This is a genomic window from Pseudomonas sp. MF08831, from assembly GCF_059862645.1.
The window spans coordinates 20,549-40,860 of sequence record NZ_JCBCUX010000012.1 but is presented as its reverse complement, the minus strand read 5'-3'; the positions used below and the strand labels follow the sequence as shown (position 1 = coordinate 40,860).

Annotated in this window: 18 protein-coding genes; 10 read left to right on the top strand and 8 right to left on the bottom strand. The window is 61.5% G+C overall.

Annotation, left to right across the window (positions count from 1 at the left end):
• Window positions 1-2 precede the first annotated feature (2 nt).
• From glpE to AC19YS_RS22570, 7 genes are all read right to left on the bottom strand, one after another.
• The gene (gene glpE / locus AC19YS_RS22600) at window positions 3-332 is read right to left on the bottom strand and encodes a thiosulfate sulfurtransferase GlpE (protein WP_106575523.1); all 330 of its coding nucleotides are present in this window, start codon (window positions 330-332) and stop codon (window positions 3-5) included.
• A 9-nt stretch (window positions 333-341) separates the two neighbouring features.
• A complete protein-coding gene (locus tag AC19YS_RS22595; RefSeq protein WP_124418588.1) occupies window positions 342-1,190 on the bottom strand; it encodes a symmetrical bis(5'-nucleosyl)-tetraphosphatase in 849 nt (282 codons plus the stop codon).
• Window positions 1,190-1,570, bottom strand: a complete 381-nt coding sequence (gene apaG, locus AC19YS_RS22590) for a Co2+/Mg2+ efflux facilitator ApaG/CorD (protein WP_106575521.1) — start codon at window positions 1,568-1,570, stop codon at window positions 1,190-1,192. The genes AC19YS_RS22595 and apaG overlap by 1 nt, the downstream gene beginning before the upstream one ends.
• A gap of 231 nt (window positions 1,571-1,801) precedes the next feature.
• Window positions 1,802-2,614, bottom strand: coding sequence for a 16S rRNA (adenine(1518)-N(6)/adenine(1519)-N(6))-dimethyltransferase RsmA (gene rsmA / locus AC19YS_RS22585; RefSeq protein WP_106575520.1), 813 nt, complete (start codon window positions 2,612-2,614; stop codon window positions 1,802-1,804).
• The gene (pdxA, locus tag AC19YS_RS22580) at window positions 2,611-3,600 is read right to left on the bottom strand and encodes a 4-hydroxythreonine-4-phosphate dehydrogenase PdxA (RefSeq protein WP_200625593.1); all 990 of its coding nucleotides are present in this window, start codon (window positions 3,598-3,600) and stop codon (window positions 2,611-2,613) included. The genes rsmA and pdxA overlap by 4 nt, the downstream gene beginning before the upstream one ends.
• Window positions 3,597-4,937, bottom strand: a complete 1,341-nt coding sequence (locus AC19YS_RS22575) for a peptidylprolyl isomerase (RefSeq protein ID WP_119737679.1) — start codon at window positions 4,935-4,937, stop codon at window positions 3,597-3,599. Before AC19YS_RS22575 ends, pdxA begins: the two co-directional genes overlap by 4 nt.
• Window positions 4,912-7,722, bottom strand: coding sequence for an LPS-assembly protein LptD (locus tag AC19YS_RS22570; RefSeq protein WP_200625592.1), 2,811 nt, complete (start codon window positions 7,720-7,722; stop codon window positions 4,912-4,914). Before AC19YS_RS22570 ends, AC19YS_RS22575 begins: the two co-directional genes overlap by 26 nt.
• A gap of 130 nt (window positions 7,723-7,852) precedes the next feature.
• On the opposite strand from AC19YS_RS22570, the gene AC19YS_RS22565 reads away from it, so the two are divergent.
• From AC19YS_RS22565 to AC19YS_RS22555, 3 genes are read left to right on the top strand one after another with little or no spacing between them, the layout of a single operon-like run.
• Window positions 7,853-8,878 (top strand): aminoglycoside phosphotransferase family protein, encoded by a 1,026-nt coding sequence (locus AC19YS_RS22565; RefSeq protein ID WP_106575516.1) that lies wholly within the window; start codon window positions 7,853-7,855, stop codon window positions 8,876-8,878.
• Window positions 8,875-9,549 carry an N-acetylmuramate alpha-1-phosphate uridylyltransferase MurU gene (gene murU / locus AC19YS_RS22560; RefSeq protein ID WP_200625591.1) on the top strand — a complete coding sequence of 225 codons (675 nt, stop codon included), beginning with the start codon at window positions 8,875-8,877 and terminating at the stop codon, window positions 9,547-9,549. Before AC19YS_RS22565 ends, murU begins: the two co-directional genes overlap by 4 nt.
• Before the next feature lies 1 nt (window position 9,550).
• The gene (locus tag AC19YS_RS22555) at window positions 9,551-10,318 is read left to right on the top strand and encodes a TerB family tellurite resistance protein (RefSeq protein WP_500602696.1); all 768 of its coding nucleotides are present in this window, start codon (window positions 9,551-9,553) and stop codon (window positions 10,316-10,318) included.
• Between the two features lie 145 nt (window positions 10,319-10,463).
• Here the strand turns inward: AC19YS_RS22555 and AC19YS_RS22550 are convergent, their stop codons facing one another.
• Window positions 10,464-11,438 (bottom strand): alpha/beta hydrolase family protein, encoded by a 975-nt coding sequence (locus AC19YS_RS22550; RefSeq protein WP_500602695.1) that lies wholly within the window; start codon window positions 11,436-11,438, stop codon window positions 10,464-10,466.
• A 77-nt stretch (window positions 11,439-11,515) separates the two neighbouring features.
• Here AC19YS_RS22550 and AC19YS_RS22545 point away from each other — a divergent pair, with 77 nt between their 5' ends.
• The 7 genes from AC19YS_RS22545 (at window position 11,516) to AC19YS_RS22515 (ending at window position 20,253) form a co-directional block, all read left to right on the top strand.
• The gene (locus AC19YS_RS22545) at window positions 11,516-13,510 is read left to right on the top strand and encodes a PAS domain-containing sensor histidine kinase (RefSeq protein ID WP_500602694.1); all 1,995 of its coding nucleotides are present in this window, start codon (window positions 11,516-11,518) and stop codon (window positions 13,508-13,510) included.
• 18 nt (window positions 13,511-13,528) lie between these two features.
• On the top strand, window positions 13,529-14,158 hold the full coding sequence (locus AC19YS_RS22540) for a response regulator (protein WP_500602693.1): 630 nt from the start codon (window positions 13,529-13,531) through the stop codon (window positions 14,156-14,158).
• 269 nt (window positions 14,159-14,427) lie between these two features.
• Entirely contained in the window at window positions 14,428-15,540 is a 1,113-nt protein-coding gene (locus AC19YS_RS22535) for an ABC transporter ATP-binding protein (protein ID WP_106575510.1), read from the top strand.
• Window positions 15,541-15,583: 43 nt separating this feature from the next.
• Complete coding sequence (locus tag AC19YS_RS22530) at window positions 15,584-16,624, top strand: ABC transporter substrate-binding protein (protein ID WP_119737694.1); 1,041 nt, start codon at window positions 15,584-15,586, stop codon at window positions 16,622-16,624.
• A 195-nt stretch (window positions 16,625-16,819) separates the two neighbouring features.
• Complete coding sequence (locus AC19YS_RS22525) at window positions 16,820-18,052, top strand: ABC transporter permease (protein WP_106575508.1); 1,233 nt, start codon at window positions 16,820-16,822, stop codon at window positions 18,050-18,052.
• Between the two features lie 12 nt (window positions 18,053-18,064).
• Window positions 18,065-18,889 carry an ABC transporter permease gene (locus tag AC19YS_RS22520; RefSeq protein ID WP_028618151.1) on the top strand — a complete coding sequence of 275 codons (825 nt, stop codon included), beginning with the start codon at window positions 18,065-18,067 and terminating at the stop codon, window positions 18,887-18,889.
• A gap of 215 nt (window positions 18,890-19,104) precedes the next feature.
• The gene (locus tag AC19YS_RS22515; RefSeq protein ID WP_106575507.1) at window positions 19,105-20,253 is read left to right on the top strand and encodes an iron-containing alcohol dehydrogenase; all 1,149 of its coding nucleotides are present in this window, start codon (window positions 19,105-19,107) and stop codon (window positions 20,251-20,253) included.
• Window positions 20,254-20,312 lie beyond the last annotated feature (59 nt).

Sequence of the window (20,312 nt, the reverse complement as noted above, 5' to 3'; positions counted from 1 at the left end):
AATTATTGCGAATCGCCTGAGGCAATTTCTGCAGGATAGGTCGCACGCCACAGCTCAAAGCCGCCGTCCAGGCTATACACGTCAGAGAAGCCCTGGCTGATCAGGTAGGCGGCCGCGCTCTGGCTGGAGTTGCCGTGGTAGCAGGCGACGATCACCGGCGCGTCGAGGTCGGCGGCACGGATGAAGTCGGCAATGTTGGTGTTATCCAAATGTTGCGCACCGCTGATGTGCGCGGCGGCATACGTCGGCTGATCGCGGATGTCGACCACCACCGCGCCTTGCTCGCGCAGCGCCTGGGCTTGTTCGGGAGGGATACGTTTGAATTCGCTCATGGCGGGCTCCTATGGCTTGGCGGCCGGCTGTGTCACAGAAAGGGGGGATTCGCACTGGCAGCTCAGGCGCTCGCCGGTGTCGATGTTCATCAGGGTCATGGCGCCGCCCCACACGCAGCCGGTGTCGAGGGCGAACACGCCGGGTTCATCACATTTGCCTTCCAGGGCCGCCCAGTGGCCGAAGATGATCTTCGTGTCACGGGTCTTGCGCTCCTTGTGGGCGAACCAGGGTTTGTAGCCGGGCAGGGCGGTGTCGGCGCCTTCCTTGCTCTTGAGGTCCAGCTTGCCTTCGGCGGTGCAAAAGCGCATGCGGGTGAAGTAGTTGGTGATCACGCGCAGGCGGGCCACGCCGGTAAGGTCGTTGTCCCACTTGACCGGCTCATTGCCGTACATGCCGTCAAGAAAGGCGGTGTAGAGGTTGTCATCGGCCAGGGCGCTCTCGACTTCGGCAGCGCACTTGAGGGCTTTTTTCACCGTCCACTGGGGCGGGATGCCCGCATGGACCAAAGCCATGTTGCGGCCTTCGTCGTAATGCATGAGCTTTTGCCGACGCAGCCACTCCAGCAGCTCGGTGCGATCCGGCGCTTCGAGGATCTCGCGCAGCGTGTCGCCTTTTTTCAAGCGCTCGATGTTATTGCCGGCCGCCAGCAGGTGCAGGTCGTGGTTGCCCAGGACGCAGACCAGGGAATCACGCAGGCTATATAAGTAGCGCAGGGTTTGCAGGGATTCGGGCCCACGATTGACCAGGTCACCCACTAACCACAGGCGGTCGCTCGCCGGGTTGAAGGCAACTCGCTCCAGCAAGCACTTGAGGGGTTCCAGGCAGCCTTGCAGGTCGCCGACCGCGTACGTCGTCATCAGTGCAGGGCTCCCGGCACGGCGAGGCGGAAGGGCGCGATGACAGCGTCGAACAGTTTGCCGTCAGTGGCTTTCATCTGATAAGTGCCCTGCATGGTGCCGACTTTGGAGGTCATCACTGTGCCACTGCTATACGTATGGCTGGCGCCGATGTCGATCAACGGTTGCTGGCCAACCACGCCGGCGCCGCGCACTTCCTCGACCTGGCCGTCACCGTCGGTGATTACCCAGTGGCGCGACAGCAGCTTGGCCGGCACCTGCCCGTTGTTCTTCACCGTGATGGTGTAGGCAAAGGCGAAACGGTTGTGTTCGGGTTGCGATTGGTCCGCCAGGAAGCGGGTGACGACGCTGACGTCGATCTGGTAGCGAGGATCGGACATGCAAGAGGCCTTAAAAGCAAAAGCGGAGGACAGCAGATGCGGATCAGTCTAGGCCATGAGGAGGGCACTAGGCCAGACATGTGTCGGGCAGCTGGCAAGCGTTATCGGTATAACGCTGAGCAAATGTGGGAACGGGCTTGCCCGCGAATGCGCAGTGTCAGTCACTGAATGTGTAACTGATGCACCGCCATCGCGGACAAGCCCGCTCCCACATTTGTATCGAGTTACAGCTTATTCCACGGTCGGCGCGGGCTGGATCGCAAGCTGATCAGCCAGGCGCACAAACGCGGCCAGGTCCAGTTGCTCGGGGCGCAGGCTGCCATCGACGCCGGCGGCTTCGATTTCGGCATTGCTGAGCAGGGCCTTGAGCGTGTTGCGCAGGGTTTTGCGGCGTTGGTTGAACGCCTCGCGTACCACGCGCTCCAGCAGTTTGTGATCCTTGGCCGGGTGCGGCAGCACGGCGTGAGGCACCAGGCGCACGATGGCCGAGTCGACCTTCGGCGGCGGGTTGAACGCGCCAGGGCCAACGTTGAACAGGTGCTCTACGCGGCAGTGGTACTGAACCATGATCGACAGACGGCCCCAATCACCACCACCAGGGCCCGCCGCCAAACGCTCAACCACTTCTTTTTGCAGCATGAAGTGCATGTCGCGGATGATTCCTGCGTTGTTCAGCAGGTGAAAAATCAGCGGCGTGGAGATGTTGTACGGCAGGTTGCCCACCACCCGCAGGCTGCTGGGCGCAGCGTTGAGGCTGTTGAAGTCGAACTTCAGCGCATCGCCCTGGTGCAGGTTGAAATTGGGTTTGTCGGCAAACTGCTGGTTGAGGATCGGGATCAAGTCCTTGTCCAGCTCCACCACGTCCAGTTGCCCGCCACTGGCCAACAGGCCTTGGGTCAAGGCGCCCTGGCCCGGGCCGATTTCCAGCAGGCGGTCTTCCGGCTTGGCGTGGATGGAGCGCAGGATGCGGTCGATTACGCCAGCGTCGTGCAGGAAGTTTTGCCCGAAGCGCTTGCGCGCCCGGTGTTGGTAATGCTCAGTCATATACGGGTCTCGGCCATCTGATAGGCGGTTTCCAGGGCCACGTGCAGGCTGCCGGTATCGATCTTGCCGCTGCCCGCCAGGTCCAGGGCAGTGCCATGGTCCACGGAAGTACGGATGATCGGCAGGCCCAGTGTCACGTTGACTGCGGCGCCGAAGCCTTTGTATTTCAGCACGGGCAGCCCCTGGTCATGGTACATCGCCAGCACTGCGTCGCAGTGCTCCAGATACTTGGGGGTAAACAGAGTGTCTGCAGGCAGTGGGCCACGCAGGTCCATGCCTTCTTGGCGCAGACGCTCTAATGTCGGTTCGATGATGTCGATTTCTTCATGGCCCAAATGGCCGCCTTCACCGGCGTGCGGGTTGAGCCCACAGACCAGGATGCGCGGTTGGGCAATGCCGAATTTCTGTTGCAGGTCAGCGTGCAGGATGCGCGTGACGCGCTCCAGGCGCTCGGCGGTGATCGCATCGGCCACATCACGCAACGGCAAATGCGTCGTTACCAGTGCAACGCGCAGGCCGCGTGTGGCCAGCATCATCACCACTTGAGCGGTATGGGTCAGCTCGGCGAGGAATTCGGTGTGGCCGGAAAAGGCGATGCCGGATTCGTTGATCACGCCTTTGTGTACCGGCGCGGTGATCATGCCGGCGAAGTCGCCGTCGATGCAGCCTTGACCGGCGCGCGTCAGGGTTTCCAGTACAAAGGCCGCATTGGCCTTGTTCAGTTGCCCGGCAACCACCTTGGCGGCAAGCGGAGTGTCCCAAACGTACAGGCTGCCCGCAGGTGCCGGCAGGTCGGGCCAGTTGCCCGGTGACACGTCCAGCAGGTTAACGGCCACACCCAGCTGCGCGGCCCGCTCAAGGAGCAGGTCACGGCTGGTAATGGCAATCAGGGGGTGTGGCTGAGGGTGCGAGGCGAGCAGCAGGCACAGGTCAGGACCAATGCCGGCCGGCTCGCCGGGTGTTACCGCGAAACGCTGGGGTTTCACTGTGCTGCCTGGTCGGTGCCTGTTTGCTCGGCGCCTGGCAGCTTGTTTTCCACGTAGGCTTCGTCACGGATCTGACGCAACCAGGTTTGCAGCTCTTCATCGTATTTGCGGTTACGCAACACGGTCAGTGCTTGCTGCTCGCGGGCCTGCGTGGTGTTGTCAGTGGCGCGACGGCCAAGGACTTCCAGTACATGCCAGCCATATTGGGTCTTGAACGGCTTGGACAGAACGCCTTGCGGGGTCTTGGCCATCACGTCCTGGAACTCAGGCACCAGCGCTTTCGGGTCGATCCAGTTCAGATCGCCACCGTTGAGGGCCGAACCCGGGTCTTCCGAGAAACTCTTGGCCAGCGTGGCGAAGTCTTCACCGCCTTCGATGCGGTCATAGATCTTCTGGGCCAGTTCCTTGGTTTGCGCTTCGGTGCGGATCTCGCTTGGTTTGACCAGGATGTGACGAACGTGCACTTCGTCTTTCAGCGAGGTCTCGCCGCCGCGCTTGCCGAGCAACTTGAGGATGATAAAGCCGCCTGGCGTACGTGCTGGCTGGGTAATGTCACCCACGTTCATCGCACTCAGCTCACGGTCGAACGGAGGTGGCAGTTGAGCAGCTTTACGCCAGCCCATGTCACCGCCGTCCAGAGCGTTGTCACTGCCGGACACGGCAATTGCCGTCTGGGCAAAGTCAGCACCGGCTTTCAGGCGGTCATAAACAGCCTGGGTTTTTGCGGCGGCAGCATTGAGCTGTTCGGCGTTGGCGCTGTCAGGCGTCGGGATCAGGATGTTGGCCAGGTGCAGTTCTTCGGAGAGCTGCATCTTGCCCAGGTCCGATGCCAGGAAGTTCTTCACTTCCTGCTCGGACACCTGCACACGCTCGGCCACACGGCGCTGACGCACACGGCTGATGATCATTTCACGGCGGATCTGGTCACGGGCGTCCTCATAGGACAAACCGTCGTGAGCCAGTGCCGCGCGGAACTGGTCAACGCTCATGTTGTTGCGTTGAGCGATAGTACCGACCGCCTGGTTCAGCTCTTCGTCCGAAATACGGATGCCGGAACGATCGCCGATCTGCAGTTGCAGGTTTTCGACAATCAGGCGCTCCAGAACCTGTGGGTCCAGCACGCTGGTAGGTGGTACGCCGCCGCCACGCTTGGCGATGGTTTGCTGAACTTCCTTGACCCGTTGGTCGAGTTGGCTCTGCATGATCACGTCGTTATCGACGATGGCCACAACCTTGTCCAGCGGTTGAACCGCAGCGTGTGCCGAAGCGGTCCCCAGGAACAGTGCGCCCAGCACGAGTGGGCGCAGACAATCAGAAAGCTTGATCTTCACGTTCACGATAACCTTGAATGCCTTTGTCGAGGAAGCTCTCTACCTTGGCGCCGGTCAGGCCGCCGAGTCCTTTAAGGACGATCTGGAAGAAGAGCCCGTGGTCACCCTTTTCGTTCAGCGGGGCGATCTGGCTGTATTCGTCGTTGGAAACCCAGTAACGGTTGATGACGCGCAGTTTCCAGCAGCAGTTGTCGTACTCGAAACCACCAAAGGCTTCCAGGGTACGGTTGCGGGCATAGTCATACTGCCAGCGGGTGATCAGGTTCCACTGCGGAACGATCGGCCACATCATCGAGAAATCGTGTTGCTGGATTTTGTAGTAATCCTTGATGAAGTTCGGCTGCCCCTCGGTGCCGTAGTCGCCACCAAACTGCCATTTGCCGGTCAGCTGGTTGTAGACCACTTGGTCGTTGCGGTAGCGGTAACCGACGTTGATGATCTTGTTCGGGTTGTCTTCTGGCTGGTAGTGAAGCATCGCGCTGCCGGAACGAACGCTGTGCTCCTCGGTATCCCAGTTGTAGTCGGCGGTTGCGCGCCAGTCGCGGTTGTAGCGGTATTCGTATTCCAGAGCGATAGGGGAAACGTCAGACTGTGCATCTGCACGGTCGGACGCAAGGACGCCTGGAAGTTGAACCTGTCGATCCTTGAAGTACACCGCCTGGCCCACGGACACGCGCTGACGCTCGAAACCGTTGTCTTCGATCCAGCGACTGGTTACGCCCAACGACAGCTTGTTCTCGTCGCCGATCCGGTCGGAGCCGCTGAAGCGGTTATCGCGGAACAGTGAGCCGTAACTGAACGAGTATTCACTGGTGTCAAATACCGGGATATCGCTCTGGTCCTTGTTAGGCACATAGAGATAGTAGGCACGTGGTTCCAAGGTTTGGCGATAGTCTTTGCCGAACCAGTTCGTGTTGCGGTCGAAGTACAGGCCGCTGTCGATACTGGCAACTGGAATGGCGCGATCTTGAGAGCTCTTGAACACGCCGCCGGCATAGGGATTGGCCGCCGTCGCTGCCGCCTGTTGCGCGATGATCTGGTCTTTGCCTGTGCTGTCCAGGTCAAGATCGTACTTGGTGTAGACATACTTGAGCTTCGGCGTAATGAAGCCGTAGGTCCAGTTCATCGGGTATTCAACAGCCGGCGCAACGTTCAGACGAGTACCGTTTGCACGGGTCAGGCCTGTGACGAATGTGTCGAGTCGATTCGAAACCAGGCCATCTTCATCGGTGAAGGTGCCCTTTTCCAGGCTACGTTCAAACCGGACAGCTTCCGTCTCGTAGGTGAAGTTCACGCCACCCGGGTGGTATGGCAGCATCCCGTTGAAGGTGATCTGCGGCAACCGGTCATACGGAGTGATCTGAGAGATCGTCGCCAGCTGGTAGGCCTGAAGGTTCAGGCGCGCCTGGAAATCGTCGCCACGATAAGCTACGGAACCCTGTTGGTTGACGTAGTCTCGCGGCTGAACACCTTCTTGGTAGGTCTTCAGATCCTGGAAGAAGTAAGGGTCGCTGATGTTGGTGTAGTCGACCTGCGTCGCTACACGTGAATCCAGACCGCCCTTGTGCTGCCAGTTGACCATGTAACGGTCTTTTTCGTAGTCGCTCTGACCTTTACGCTCGTCGCTGTCATCGTTCAGGTACGCGCCGCCGAACTGACCTTCGCTGGACTTGGTGAGGTAGCGGAATTCGCCTTCCACCATCATGCCGCGCTTGGTCATGTACTGCGGATACAACGTGGCATCGTAGTTCGGTGCCAGGTTGAAGTAGTACGGCGTAACCAGGGTAAAGCCGGTTTCGCTGCCGGTGCTGAAGCTTGGCGGCAGGAAGCCGGATTGACGACGGTCGTCGATCGGGAAATAGATATACGGGGTGTACAGGATCGGAATGTTCTTGACCCGCAACGTCGCGTTGGTCGCCGTACCGAAGCCGGTGGCCGGGTTCAACGTGATGTTGTTGCCTTTGAGCTGCCAGGCGTTGCTGTCCGGCTCGCAGGTGGTGTACGTACCGTCCTTGAGACGGATGATCGCGTTCTCGGCACGCTTGGCGTACAGCGCGTTACCGCGGATACGCGATTTGTGCAGCACGTATTCGGCGTTGTCGATCTGGGCGGCACCGGTGTCGAGCTGGACCTGGGCATGGTCGCCCACGATCAGGGCGCCGTTGTCGCGCAGACGCACGTTGCCGTTCAGCTCGCCACGGTTCTCGGCCTGATACAGGCTGGCTTCCTGAGCCTCCAGCTGCATGCTGCCCTGACGCATGACAACGTCACCGGCCAGGGTCGCGACCTGTTGTTCCTGCTCATAACGCGAGGCCTTGGCACCGATGAAGGTCGGCGCATCGCTCTTGTTCGTCTTGTCGTTCATGCCAGGACGAACCGGTTCGATGTACGCGCCGGAGCAATAAGGACCGGTTTCAGCCAGTTGGGCTGCGGTCAGCTTCTCGCGAGGCACCCAGTCCAGGTGGCTGTAGTCGGCGCTGCGCGAACGCAGGCCACGGCCCTTGGCTTCGGTGACCAGAGCGGTCTTCGGTTCGGCCTCGGCGCTGCCGTCAGCATTGGCTTGCGCCGTGCTGCCGGCCGAGCTGACGGCTGCGCCGTCATGCACCGGGCGTGGTGGCAACGGGGCTGCGGCGGTTTTCGGCGCGCAATCCCAGGCACCCGAAGCAGAGACTGAGCAGTCATACTGTTCCGCGGCGACCACGAATGAGGTGGCGAAAGGTTGCATGGCCAGCAGACTGCCGGTTACCAGCAACGGAAATTTTCTACGAAACGCGGGGGATTTCAATGCCATCTTATTAGTCCGGGCTTCCTGCGTGCCATCTGCCCGCGGTGTGGGCCGCACGCCTCTCGATGGTCTGAAAAAGATGCGTGATAATAAAGCATGACCCGCTTGACGGCTAGCGCCGTCGGAGACCCTTGTAATGCCCGAGCAAGATCTACGTTTACAACAGCTGAAAGTCTGGCTGGATGAGCAGTTGCCGATCCTTTTCAACGCTCAGGACTGGGGCGCCGTACCCCCGGCCACATTGACCGCGGCCAGCAGCGACGCGAGTTTCAGGCGTTACTTCCGGTGGGAAGGCGGTGGGCAAAGTTTCGTCGTAATGGATGCGCCACCCCCCCAGGAAAACTGCAAACCTTTCGTCGATATCGCTGATTTGCTGGCGAAATCAGGAATAAATGTGCCAAAAATTTATGCAGAAGATTTGCCGCGCGGCTTTCTTTTGCTTAATGACCTGGGCAAAAAAACCTATCTGGACGTGATTGACGAGCAAAACGCCGATCCATTGTTCGCCGATGCCATCGATGCATTGCTGGCTTTTCAGCAATTGCCGATGGACGCGCCGCTGCCCAGCTATGACGTCGCCTTGTTGCGCCGCGAGCTGGAACTGTTTCCGGAATGGTACGTTCGCCGGCACTTGGGTATCGAGTTGGATACCCAGCAGCAGGCCTTGTGGCAGCGCGTCAGCGATCACTTGATCGACAGCGCCCTGGCCCAGCCTAAAGTGCTGGTGCATCGCGACTATATGCCGCGCAACCTGATGATCAGCGAACCGAACCCCGGTGTGTTGGATTTCCAGGACGCCGTCTACGGCCCGGTCACCTACGACATCACGTGCTTGTTCAAGGATGCCTTCCTCAGTTGGCCGAAAGCGCGCGTACGCGCGTGGCAACGGGGCTATTGGGAGCGTGCCGGGCAGTTGGGCATTCCGGTACAGGCCGATTTCGAAGAATTCCAGCGTGCCAGTGACTTGATGGGCGTGCAGCGTCACCTCAAGGTGATCGGTATTTTCGCGCGTATCTGCCATCGCGACGGCAAGCCACGCTACCTGGCGGACGTGCCGCGCTTCTTTGCTTATATAGAAGCGGTGCTGGCAGACCGTCCTGAGCTGGCCGAGTTGGGCGAACTGCTTGCCAGCCTGCGCCAACCTGTCGAGGCGAGCGTATGAAAGCCATGATCCTGGCGGCCGGCAAGGGTGAGCGCATGCGCCCGTTGACCTTGCACACGCCCAAACCCCTGGTGCTGGCGGGCGGCAAGCGGTTGATCGAGTATCACCTTGAGGCGCTGGCCAAGGCCGGCTTCAGCGAAATCGTGATCAACCATGCGTGGCTCGGCCAGCAGATCGAAAGCTACTTGGGCGACGGTGCGCAGTTTGGCCTGCGCATCCAGTATTCGGCCGAAGGCGAGCCGCTGGAAACCGGCGGCGGGATTTTCCAGGCATTGCCGTTGCTGGGTGACGAGCCCTTCCTGGTGGTCAATGGCGATATCTGGACCGACTACGACTTCACCCAATTGCGCCGGCCACTTCAGGGGCTGGCGCATCTGGTGATGGTGGATAACCCGGCGCATCACCCCTCCGGCGGCGATTTCTACCTGGATCAAGGGTTGCTTCATGATGCGGCGCCCGGTGCCGATAACCTGACCTTCAGTGGCATTTCAGTGCTCGACCCTCAATTGTTCGCGGGTTGCAGTGCCGGTGCCTTCAAGCTGGCGCCGCTGCTGCGCACGGCCATGGCCAAAGGTCTGGTAACGGGGGAACACATGACGGGACACTGGATTGATGTCGGCACGCTGGAGCGTCTGGCGCAGGTTGAAACCTTGCTGACTGCGGGGCAATAAGATGTTGTGGCCAGGGACACTGATCGGTGCCGGGGCTGGCTTTGCCATTGCCAGTATTCCGGGGGCCTTGTTGGGAGCATTGCTGGGGCAGGCGCTGGATCGCCGCCTTCAGCTGCAAAGTTGGGCGCAACTGCGCGAGCGCCTGGGCGGGCGCCCGGCGTTGCGCAATGACGAACTGCTGTTCGTGCTGTTGGGGCGCCTGGCCAAGAGCAATGGCCGCGTGGTGGATGGGCATATCCAGCAGGCGCGCCAGGAGATGTGTGCGCTGGACATGACCGAGTCGGCCCAGCGCCGGGCGATCAGCGCGTTCAATCGAGGCAAGTCCGGTTCCGACCGAGTGCGCCATTACCTGCGCGTGCTCAAGGCCCAGCCCCATGCCGCAGAGGGTTTACTGCGCGCCTGTTGGCGCATGGCCTGGGCGGACGGCAAGGTGGATAACGCCGAGCGCGACTTGATCGACCTGTGGGGCAAGTGGCTCGGCTGGACGCCTCAGCAGCTGCAGGCGCTGGCTGCCGATTACGTGCAGGAGCGCAAGCCGTTGGCCAATCGCGCGGGCGCCTATCAGGACGCGATGCGGATTCTGGGGGTCACGTCCACCAGCGAACCGAGTGTGATCAAACGCGCCTATCGCCGCCTGCTCAGTCGCCACCACCCGGACAAGATTGCCGGCACTGGCGCCAGCGCCGCACAGGTGCGCGAAGCGACCGAGCGAACCCGTGAGCTGCATAACGCTTACGCGTTGATTCGCGAGCGCCGGGATTTTCGCTAACCAGCACAAATCCTGAGTTGCCAACTCCATTCGTGTGGGCGCTGGCTTGCCGGCGATAGCGGTGTGTCAGCTAAACAGTTGTCACTGACAGCCCGCTATCGCAGGCAAGCCAGTTTCCACAGTTGATTGGGTTATCAGATCAAGGTTACTCAGCAGCAGTCTGCGGGTTCAACCACCCGCGAACCCGCCGATACAACTGTTCCTGCTCAGCCGAACTGTTGCCGGGCAAGGTCTTGAGTGACACCTGTTTATAGCCGGCATTCTTCCCACGCTTGGCGGCCTGGATGCGGGCCAGTGCGTTTTTGCGCTCCTGAGCGCCGTCCTGGTAGAAAACATCCGCCGTTGGCACCTTCAACGCCGGGGCCAATTGTTGCAGGTCTGGCTGCCTGGCCGCCGGCGTCTTGCCTGCCACCATCACCAGCTTTTGCACCTGGGACGGTTGTTTCTCGCTCAAGTAACGCGCCGCCCACCAGGCGCCCGTGCCGTGGCCGAGCAGCACCACGCTGCGTGCGCTCTGGGTCTGGGCAAAGGCAACGGCGGCATCGATGCGGTCGAAGATGCGTTTGGCGTCGGTCTTGTCTTGTTCATCGGCGCCCGGCACTACCGCAGGGTCGGTGCCTTCGGCTTCGGCGCTGGCGGCTTGTTCGATGGGTTTGGCCGCGGTGCTGCCGTCTTTGCTGCTGGTATCGACGGCGGCCTTGGGCGATTCCAGGACGCGCGGCGGCAAGGTGTCGACGTTCACGTCCGGCAGCGACAGGCTCAGCGTGGCCCAGTTGGCGTCGGGTAATTTGCGCCGCAACGGTGCGATTGCTTGCGGCCAGTCAGCGCTTTCCCCGGCGCCCGGTACGATAATCACCACGCCTTCGGGCTCGGCGCTGTTGGCCGGCCTCCACAGGGCCAGGAATGAATCGCTGCCGGCCTGCAATTGTTGCTGTTCCTGTTGCGGAACCTGACGCTCCAGGGCGCTGGCTTCTTCCTGGCTGCGCTCGGGCAGGGGTTGGCGTTCAGCCGGTTTTTCGGCGGCGGGTGCAGGCGCGTCGGCGGCCTGCACAGAAAAGGCGCTGGTAAATAGCAGCGACAGGCACAATGCTGGCAGTGCCGAACGGTGGATAAAGGGCATCGTTAATTCCCGGCCAGAAGTGATTCCAGCAGCCTAATGGGTTGGTCAGTATTTGTCAGTGATGTGAGACGTGGATCATGGGTTTTCGCTGTCTGCTGGTTATCGGCGGTTTGTGCTTTGCCTTGATGGCGAAGGCTGCGCCCGCGCCTGCCATACCGCAGGCGCCGCTCAATGCGCAGCAGCGTGAGTGGCTGGCCCAGCATCCGGAGCTGCGCGTGGGCCTGGTATTGCAGGCGCCGTACGCGCAATACGATCGGCGCCTGCAGCGCTTGTCCGGGGCCAATGTCGAGCTGATGCAATGGTTGGCCAAGGCGCTGAACATCGAGCTGACCTGGCGCAACTTCCCCAGCCAAGAGCAATTGGACGCTGCTGTGCGCGACGGCGAGGTGGATATCGCCCCCGGCCTGCAGCAAACACCGGCCGGCTTGCGCCTGTGGTTATTCAGCGACCCTTATATGCGCGTGCCCCAGCATATCGTCGGCATCCGCGAAGGCGGCGGCGCGGTAGAGCTGGAAAAACTCGACGAGCTTTCTCGCGTTGCCGTACGCATGCCCAGCACGGTGGCCGATTACCTGCGCAGCAACTATCCCAACCTCAACCTGCAAGGCGTGCCCATGGAGCGCCAGGCCCTGCAATTGCTGGTGAGCCAGCAGGCGCGTTATGCCGTGGTGGATGAGGCGCAATTGAGCCGCTTGGCCGGTGAGGCCGAGTTTGCCGGGCTGACGGTGGTCGGCGACATCGGCCTGCCGCAATTGCTGCGCGTGGCCACCCGCCGCGAATGGCCGGAACTGGCGGGCATCATGCAAAGCGCGTTGCGCGCGATACCGGCCCGCGACCTCGACCAATTGCACAGCCGCTGGCTGCAACCTAAATACCCGCAACTGACGCAATCGCCGGGCCTGTGGCAAAACCTCAGCCTGCTGTTGGCGATGTTTTTGCTCGCCAGCCTCGCAGTGGTGTTCTGGCAACGCCGCCACCAGCGCGTGCTCGAACACCACCTGCTGGCTGCCCGTGAAGAAAGTGCCGCACGCGCTGCCGGCGCCGAGGCCTTGCGGCTGACGCAATTCTCCATCGATCAAAGCACCGTCGGCATCCTGTGGGTCAATTGGGACAGCCATGTGCGTTACGCCAACCGCGCCGCCGAAACCATGCTGGGCTATGGGCCGGGCGCGCTGATCGAGCGACCGCTGATCGATTTCGACCCGACCCTGAACATGGACCGCTGGCTCAATGTGTGGAAGCGCGCGCGTGCCAGCGAGGAAGGCCCGCAAACCTTCGCGACCGATTGCGTGCGCGCCGACGGCAGCATCCTGCCGGCCGACGTGTCGTTGAGTTTCCTGCGCTTTGCCGATGCCGAATACCTGGTGGTCTACCTGAATGACGTCACCGAGCGCCGCCGTTATGTGGCCGCCTTGCAGCAAAGCGAAACACAACTGCGCGAGCTGTCGGCCCACCTGGAAACCGTGCGCGAAGAAGAAAAGGCGCGTATCGCCCGTGAGGTGCACGACGAACTCGGGCAGATGCTCACGGTACTCAAGCTGGAAACCTCGATGTGCGAGCTGGCCTATGCCCAACTGGACCCAGGCCTGAACGAGCGCTTGAACAGCATGAAGCGGCTGATCGCGCAGTTGTTCCAGCTCGTACGCGATGTGGCGACCGCGCTGCGCCCGCCGATTCTTGACGCCGGCATCGCTTCGGCCATCGAATGGCAAGCCCGGCGCTTCGAGGCCCGCACCCACATCCCCTGCCTGGTACAAGTCCCGGAAAACCTGCCGGCCCTGAGCGATGCCAAGGCCATCGGCCTGTTCCGCATCCTGCAGGAGGCGCTGACCAATGTGATGCGCCATGCCCAGGCGCATACTGTCGAGCTGACCTTGAGCGTGGAGGGCGCCGACCTGCGGCTGACCATCAGCGATGACGGCGTCGGGTTCGTCGAAACCCAGGGTCGCCCGGTCTCCTTTGGCGTCGTCGGTATGCGCGAGCGCGTGCTGATGATGGGCGGGCAACTGAGCCTGCACAGCGAACCGGGGGAGGGCACCACCTTGAGTGTCACGGTGCCGTTGGATGCATAACCACAAGAGGAAGCCCCTGTGATTCGCGTATTGGTAGCCGAAGACCACACCATCGTCCGTGAAGGCATCAAGCAATTGATCGGCCTGGCCAAAGACCTGCTGGTGGTCGGCGAGGCCAGCAATGGCGAGCAATTGCTGGAGACCTTGCGCCATGTCGCGTGCGAGGTGGTGTTGCTGGATATCTCGATGCCCGGCGTGAACGGCCTGGAAGCGATTGCGCGTATCCGCGCGCTGCACAATCCGCCGGCGATTCTGGTGCTGTCGATGCACGATGAAGCGCAGATGGCCGCCCGCGCCTTGAAAGTCGGCGCGGCCGGGTACGCCACCAAGGACAGTGATCCGGCGCTGCTGCTGACGGCGATTCGCAAAGTCGCGGCGGGCGGGCGTTACATCGACTCGGACCTGGCCGACCGCATGGTCTTTGAGGTCGGCCTCACCGACGCGCGGCCGCTGCATTCGCTGCTGTCGGAGCGTGAATTCTCGGTGTTCGAGCGCCTGGCCCAAGGCGCTAACGTCAATGACATCGCCCAGCAGTTGGCGCTGAGCAGCAAGACCATCAGCACCCACAAGGCGCGTTTGATGCAAAAGCTCAACATCACCTCATTGGCTGAGTTGGTGAAGTACGCCATGGAACACAAACTGTTGTGACCCATGATGATTTCCACGCGCAGCGTGAGAATGATCGGTGGCAGGCGGCATGCCCAATAACGACACCGCGAAAATACCGCCGCGCCCATTCTTGCCGCTTGTAGCCAGCCCCTTGTAGCGGCCCTGTCCCATCCCCGCCATCGGTGTAGGGCAATCCCTACCCCGAACCTTCCATCCTGCTGATGCAAATCTCTCCTGGCCCCCGATTTCCGGGGCCTCGCGCCTGGACTACGCTTGTGCCACAGCCGTCCAAAACAAAAGGTGTGGGTATGAGCGAGGTGGATTCAAATGATGTGCTGGTCAGCTTTCGTGGCGTGCAGAAGAGCTACGACGGCGAGAACCTGATCGTCAAAGACCTCAACCTGGAGATTCGCAAGGGCGAGTTCCTCACCCTGCTCGGGCCGTCCGGTTCAGGCAAGACCACCAGCCTGATGATGCTCGCCGGTTTCGAGACCCCGACTGCAGGGGAAATCCTGCTGGCCGGGCGCTCCATCAACAACGTGCCGCCGCACAAACGCGACATCGGCATGGTGTTCCAGAACTACGCGCTGTTCCCGCACATGACCGTCGCCGAGAACCTGGCCTTTCCACTGTCGGTGCGTGGCTTGAGCAAGACCGACGTCAGCGAGCGGGTCAAACGGGTGCTGAGCATGGTTCAGCTCGATGCCTTCGCCCAGCGTTACCCGGCGCAACTCTCCGGCGGCCAGCAACAGCGCGTGGCCTTGGCGCGAGCGCTGGTGTTCGAACCCCAACTGGTGCTGATGGACGAACCCCTCGGCGCCCTCGACAAGCAACTGCGCGAACACATGCAGATGGAGATCAAGCACCTGCACCAGCGCCTGGGCGTCACCGTGGTGTACGTGACCCACGACCAGGGCGAAGCGCTGACCATGTCCGACCGCGTGGCGGTGTTCCACCAGGGCGAGATCCAGCAGATTGCCGCGCCGCGCACCTTGTACGAAGAACCGAAAAACACCTTTGTGGCCAACTTCATTGGCGAGAACAATCGCCTCAATGGCCGCCTGCACAGCCACACAGGCGAGCGTTGCGTGGTGGAGCTGGCGCGCGGTGAAAAGGTCGAGGCGCTGGCGGTGAATGTCGGCCAGCTCGGCGGGCCGGTGACGTTGTCGGTGCGCCCGGAGCGCGTCAGCCTCAATGGCTCCAGCGAATCCTGCGTGAACCGCTTCTCCGGGCGCGTGGCCGAGTTCATCTACCTGGGCGACCACGTGCGTGTGCGCCTGGAAGTCTGCGGCAAGACCGATTTTTTTGTGAAACAACCGATTGCCGAGCTGGACCCAGCCCTGGCGGTCGGCGACGTGGTACCGATTGGCTGGCAAGTCGAGCACGTTCGCGCACTCGACCCACTTCTAGAGGCGAATTAATCGCCCCATGGCTTCACCAACCCTGCACGTGGAGAGAACAACAATGTTGAGATCCCTTAAATATTCCGCCCTGGTCATCGGCTTGATGGGCGCGACACAGGCCATGGCAGGCCCGGACCTGACGGTCGTGTCCTTTGGCGGCGCGAACAAGGCGGCCCAGGTCAAAGCCTTCTACGCACCGTGGGAAAGCGCGGGCAACGGCAAGATCGTCGCCGGTGAGTACAACGGTGAAATGGCCAAGGTCAAAGCCATGGTCGACACCAAGAGCGTGTCCTGGGACCTGGTCGAGGTGGAATCGCCGGAACTGTCCCGTGGCTGCGACGAAGACATGTTCGAGCCCCTCGACCCCAAGCTGTTCGGCAATAGCGCGGACTACGTGAAGGGCGCGATCCAGCCGTGCGGTGTGGGCTTCTTTGTGTGGTCCACCGTGCTGGCCTACAACGCCGACAAGCTGACCACTGCACCGACCAGCTGGGCGGATTTCTGGGACACCAAGAAATTCCCGGGCAAGCGCGGCCTGCGCAAAGGCGCCAAATACACCCTGGAATTCGCCTTGATGGCCGACGGCGTGGCGCCGAAGGACGTGTACAAAGTGCTGGCCGGCAAAGACGGCCAGGACCGCGCGTTCAAAAAGCTCGACGAGCTCAAGCCGTCGATCCAGTGGTGGGAGGCCGGCGCACAACCGCCGCAGTACCTCGCCTCGGGTGACGTGGTGATGAGCTCGGCCTACAACGGCCGCATTGCTGCCGTGCAAAAAGAAAGCAACCTGAAAGTGGTGTGGAACGGCGGCATCTACGACTTCGATGCCTGGGCCATTCCCAAGGGTCTGGCCAAGGACCGCGCCGAAGCGGCGAAGAAGTTCATCGCCTTCTCGGTACAGCCGCAGCAGCAGAAGACCTACTCGGAAAACATCGCCTACGGCCCGGCCAACACCCAGGCCGTGCCGTTGCTGGCCAAGGATGTGCTCAAAGACATGCCGACCACGCCGGAAAACATCGCCAACCAGGTGCAGATCGACGTGAGCTTCTGGGCGGATAACGGCGAGCAGCTCGAGCAGCGCTTCAATTCGTGGGCGGCCAAGTAACCAGCAACACCGCTAAATCCTGTGGGAACCGGTAAGTGTGGGAGCGGGCTTGCTCGCGAATGCAGTGTGACAGTCAACACTTGAGGCGACTGATCCACCGCATTCGCGAGCAAGCCCGCTCCCACACAAGCCCGTTCCCATGTGAGATTCGCTGTGTTGGGCAGAGTGCTTTCATTTCAAGTTCCGGAGTTTGCCATGGTTATCGCCATTCCCAGCCCCACCCTCAAGCAGCGCCTGGCGCGTGCCGAGCGGCTCAACCGCTGGAAGGCCCAGGCCTTGATTGCGCCGCTGGTGCTGTTTTTGCTGCTGGTGTTTCTGGTGCCGATTGTTGCGCTGCTCTACAAAAGCGTCGGCAACCCGGAAGTGGTAGGCGGTTTGCCGCGTACCGTGGTGGCGGTCAAGACCTGGGACGGTCGTGGTCTGCCGGGTGAGCCGGTCTACCAGGCGCTCAGCGAAGACCTGGGCGAAGCGCGCAAAAACCAGACCTTGGGCGACCTGTCCAAACGCTTGAACATGGAACTGGCCGGCTACCGTAGCCTGCTGACCAAAACCGCGCGGGCGCTGCCGTTTACCGAAGCGCCTGGCTCTTATAAAGAAGCGCTGGAAGGCCTCGACGAACGCTGGGGCGATCCGGCGTACTGGCAGGCGATCCGGCGCAACACCAGCAGCCTTACGCCGTACTACCTGCTGGCGGCGGTCGATCACCGCATTGACGACCTCGGCGAAGTGGCCCCGGCCACGCCTGATCAGGCGATCTACCTGGACATCTTTGCCCGCACGTTCTGGATGGGCCTGGTGATCACCTTTGTCTGCCTGCTGCTGGCGTATCCATTGGCCTACCTGCTGGCCAACCTGCCAGCCCGTAAAAGCAACCTGCTGATGATTCTGGTGCTGCTGCCGTTCTGGACCTCGATTCTGGTGCGGGTGGCGGCGTGGATCGTGTTGCTGCAGTCCGGCGGGCTGATCAACAGCGCACTCATGGGCATGGGCCTGATCGATCAGCCTTTGGAGTTGGTGTTCAACCGCACCGGGGTGTACATCTCGATGGTGCACATCCTGTTGCCGTTCATGATTCTGCCGATCTACAGCGTGATGAAAGGCATCTCGCCCACCTACATGCGCGCGGCGATTTCCCTGGGTTGCCATCCGTTCGCCAGCTTCTGGCGCGTGTACTTTCCGCAGACCTACGCCGGGGTGGGCGCCGGTTGCCTGCTGGTGTTCATCCTGGCGATTGGTTACTACATCACCCCGGCGCTGCTCGGCAGCCCGAACGACCAGATGGTCAGCTACTTCGTCGCGTTCTACACCAACACCAGCATCAACTGGGGCATGGCCACGGCCTTGGGCGGTTTGTTGCTGCTGGCGACCGTGGTGCTGTACTTGATCTATAACCGGTTGGTGGGCGCCAGTCGCCTGCGCCTGAGCTGAGGAGACCTTGCGATGCTGAGCCCTTATATGTCACCGGTGGAGCGGGTGTGGTTCTACAGCTTGCGGATCCTGTGCGGCTTGATCCTGCTGTTCCTGATTTTGCCGGTGTTGGTGATTATCCCGCTGTCGTTCAACAGCGGCAGTTTCCTGGTGTACCCGCTGCAAGGCTTCTCGCTGCACTGGTATCAGGATTTCTTCGCCTCGGCCGAATGGATGCGCGCGCTGAAGAACAGCATCATCGTCGCCCCGGCCGCCACGGTGCTGGCCATGGTCTTCGGCACGCTGGCGGCGATTGGCCTGACGCGCGGCAATTTCCCCGGCAAGGCGCTGGTGATGGCCCTGGTGATTTCGCCGATGGTGGTGCCGGTGGTGATCATCGGTGTGGCCAGTTACTTGTTCTTTGCGCCGTTGGGGCTGGGCAACAGCTTCTTCTCGTTGATTGTGGTGCACGCGGTGCTGGGCGTGCCGTTTGTGATCATTACCGTGTCGGCGACGTTGCAGGGCTTCAACCATAACCTGGTGCGGGCGGCGGCCAGCCTGGGCGCTTCGCCGCTGACCGCGTTTCGCCGGGTCACCTTGCCGTTGATCGCGCCGGGGGTGATTTCCGGGGCGCTGTTTGCCTTTTCCACCTCGTTTGACGAGGTCGTAGTGACGCTGTTTCTTGCCGGCCCTGAGCAAGCGACCTTGCCGCGGCAGATGTTCAGCGGCATCCGCGAAAACCTCAGCCCGACGATTGCTGCAGCGGCCACGCTGTTGATTGCCTTCTCGGTGCTGCTGTTGCTGACGCTTGAATGGCTGCGCGGCCGTAGCGAAAAACTGCGTACCGCCCAGGTCTAAAGCCCAGAGGAGATCAAAATGTGGGAGCGGGCTTGCTCGCGAATGCGGTCGATCAGTAACACATACACTGACTGACCTACCGCATTCGCGAGCAAGCCCGCTCCCACATTGGTTATGTGTTGAGTCGGGAATAACCATTCAGACCCTGAATGCTAGGCAACCCAAAATACCCAGCTACTCTTGTGCCAGCCCATCATTAATAAGAGGCCGCGCACATGAGTACTTCCTCATTCAAGATCGCCCACAAACTGCTGACCGGCGCTGGCGCCATCGAACAGCTGGCCTTTGAGCTCACGCGTCTGGATGTAGATAACCCGCTGATTGTCACCGACGCCGCGCTGGTCAAGTCCGGCACCGTGGCGCTGGCGCTCGAACACGTGGGCGAGCGTACCTATGAAATTTTCGACCGCGTGCTGCCCGACCCGGAAATCGCCATCGTCGAAGACTGCATGCGCGTGTACCGCGAAGGCGGGCATGACGGCTTGATCGGCGTGGGCGGTGGCAGTGCCATCGACATTGCCAAGAGCGTCGCGGCCTATGCCGGTTACCACGGCGCGCTGGCGGATTTGTTCGGCGTCGACCAGGTGCCGCGCAAAGGCCCGCCGCTGATTGCCATCCCGACCACGGCCGGCACCGGCTCGGAGGTGACCAATGTGGCGATCCTCTCCGACAAGGCGGCACAGCTGAAAAAGGGCATTGTCAGCGATTATCTGCTGCCGGATGTCGCGCTGATCAGCCCGCAAATGACCCTCACATGCCCGCGCAGCGTCACCGCCGCCAGTGGCGTGGATGCGTTGGTGCATGCCATCGAATCCTACCTGTCGCTGAATGCCTCGCCGATCACCGACGCCCTGGCGATTGGCGCGATCAAGCTGATCGCCAACGCGCTGCCCAAAGCCTACGCCAACCCGGCCAATCTGCAGGCCCGCGACGACATGGCCACCGCCAGCCTGATGGCCGGCATGGCCTTCGGCAATGCCGGGGTCGGCGCCGTGCACGCCCTGGCGTACCCGCTGGGCGGGCGTTTCAATATCGCCCACGGCGTGAGCAACGCGCTGTTGCTGCCCTATGTGATGCACTGGAACAAGTTGGCGTGTGTGGAGCGCATGCAGGACATTGCCCAGGCCATGGGCGTGAATGTCAGCAGCTTGAGTGTCAACGATGCCGCCGACCAGGCCGTCGAGGCGATGACGCGACTGTGCGCTGCAGTGGAGATCCCGGCAGGCCTGCGCAGCTTCGGGGTTCCCGAGGACGCGATCCCTGCCATGGCCACGGAAGCAGCGGGCATTGAACGCTTGATGCGCAACAACCCGCGCAAGCTCAGCGCGGCGGATATCGAGAAAATCTACCGGGCGGCTTACTAACCGTTGAGTTAGGTCACGGTGCGCGCAGCAAAGCATGAGGTATACAATGCGCGCCATCG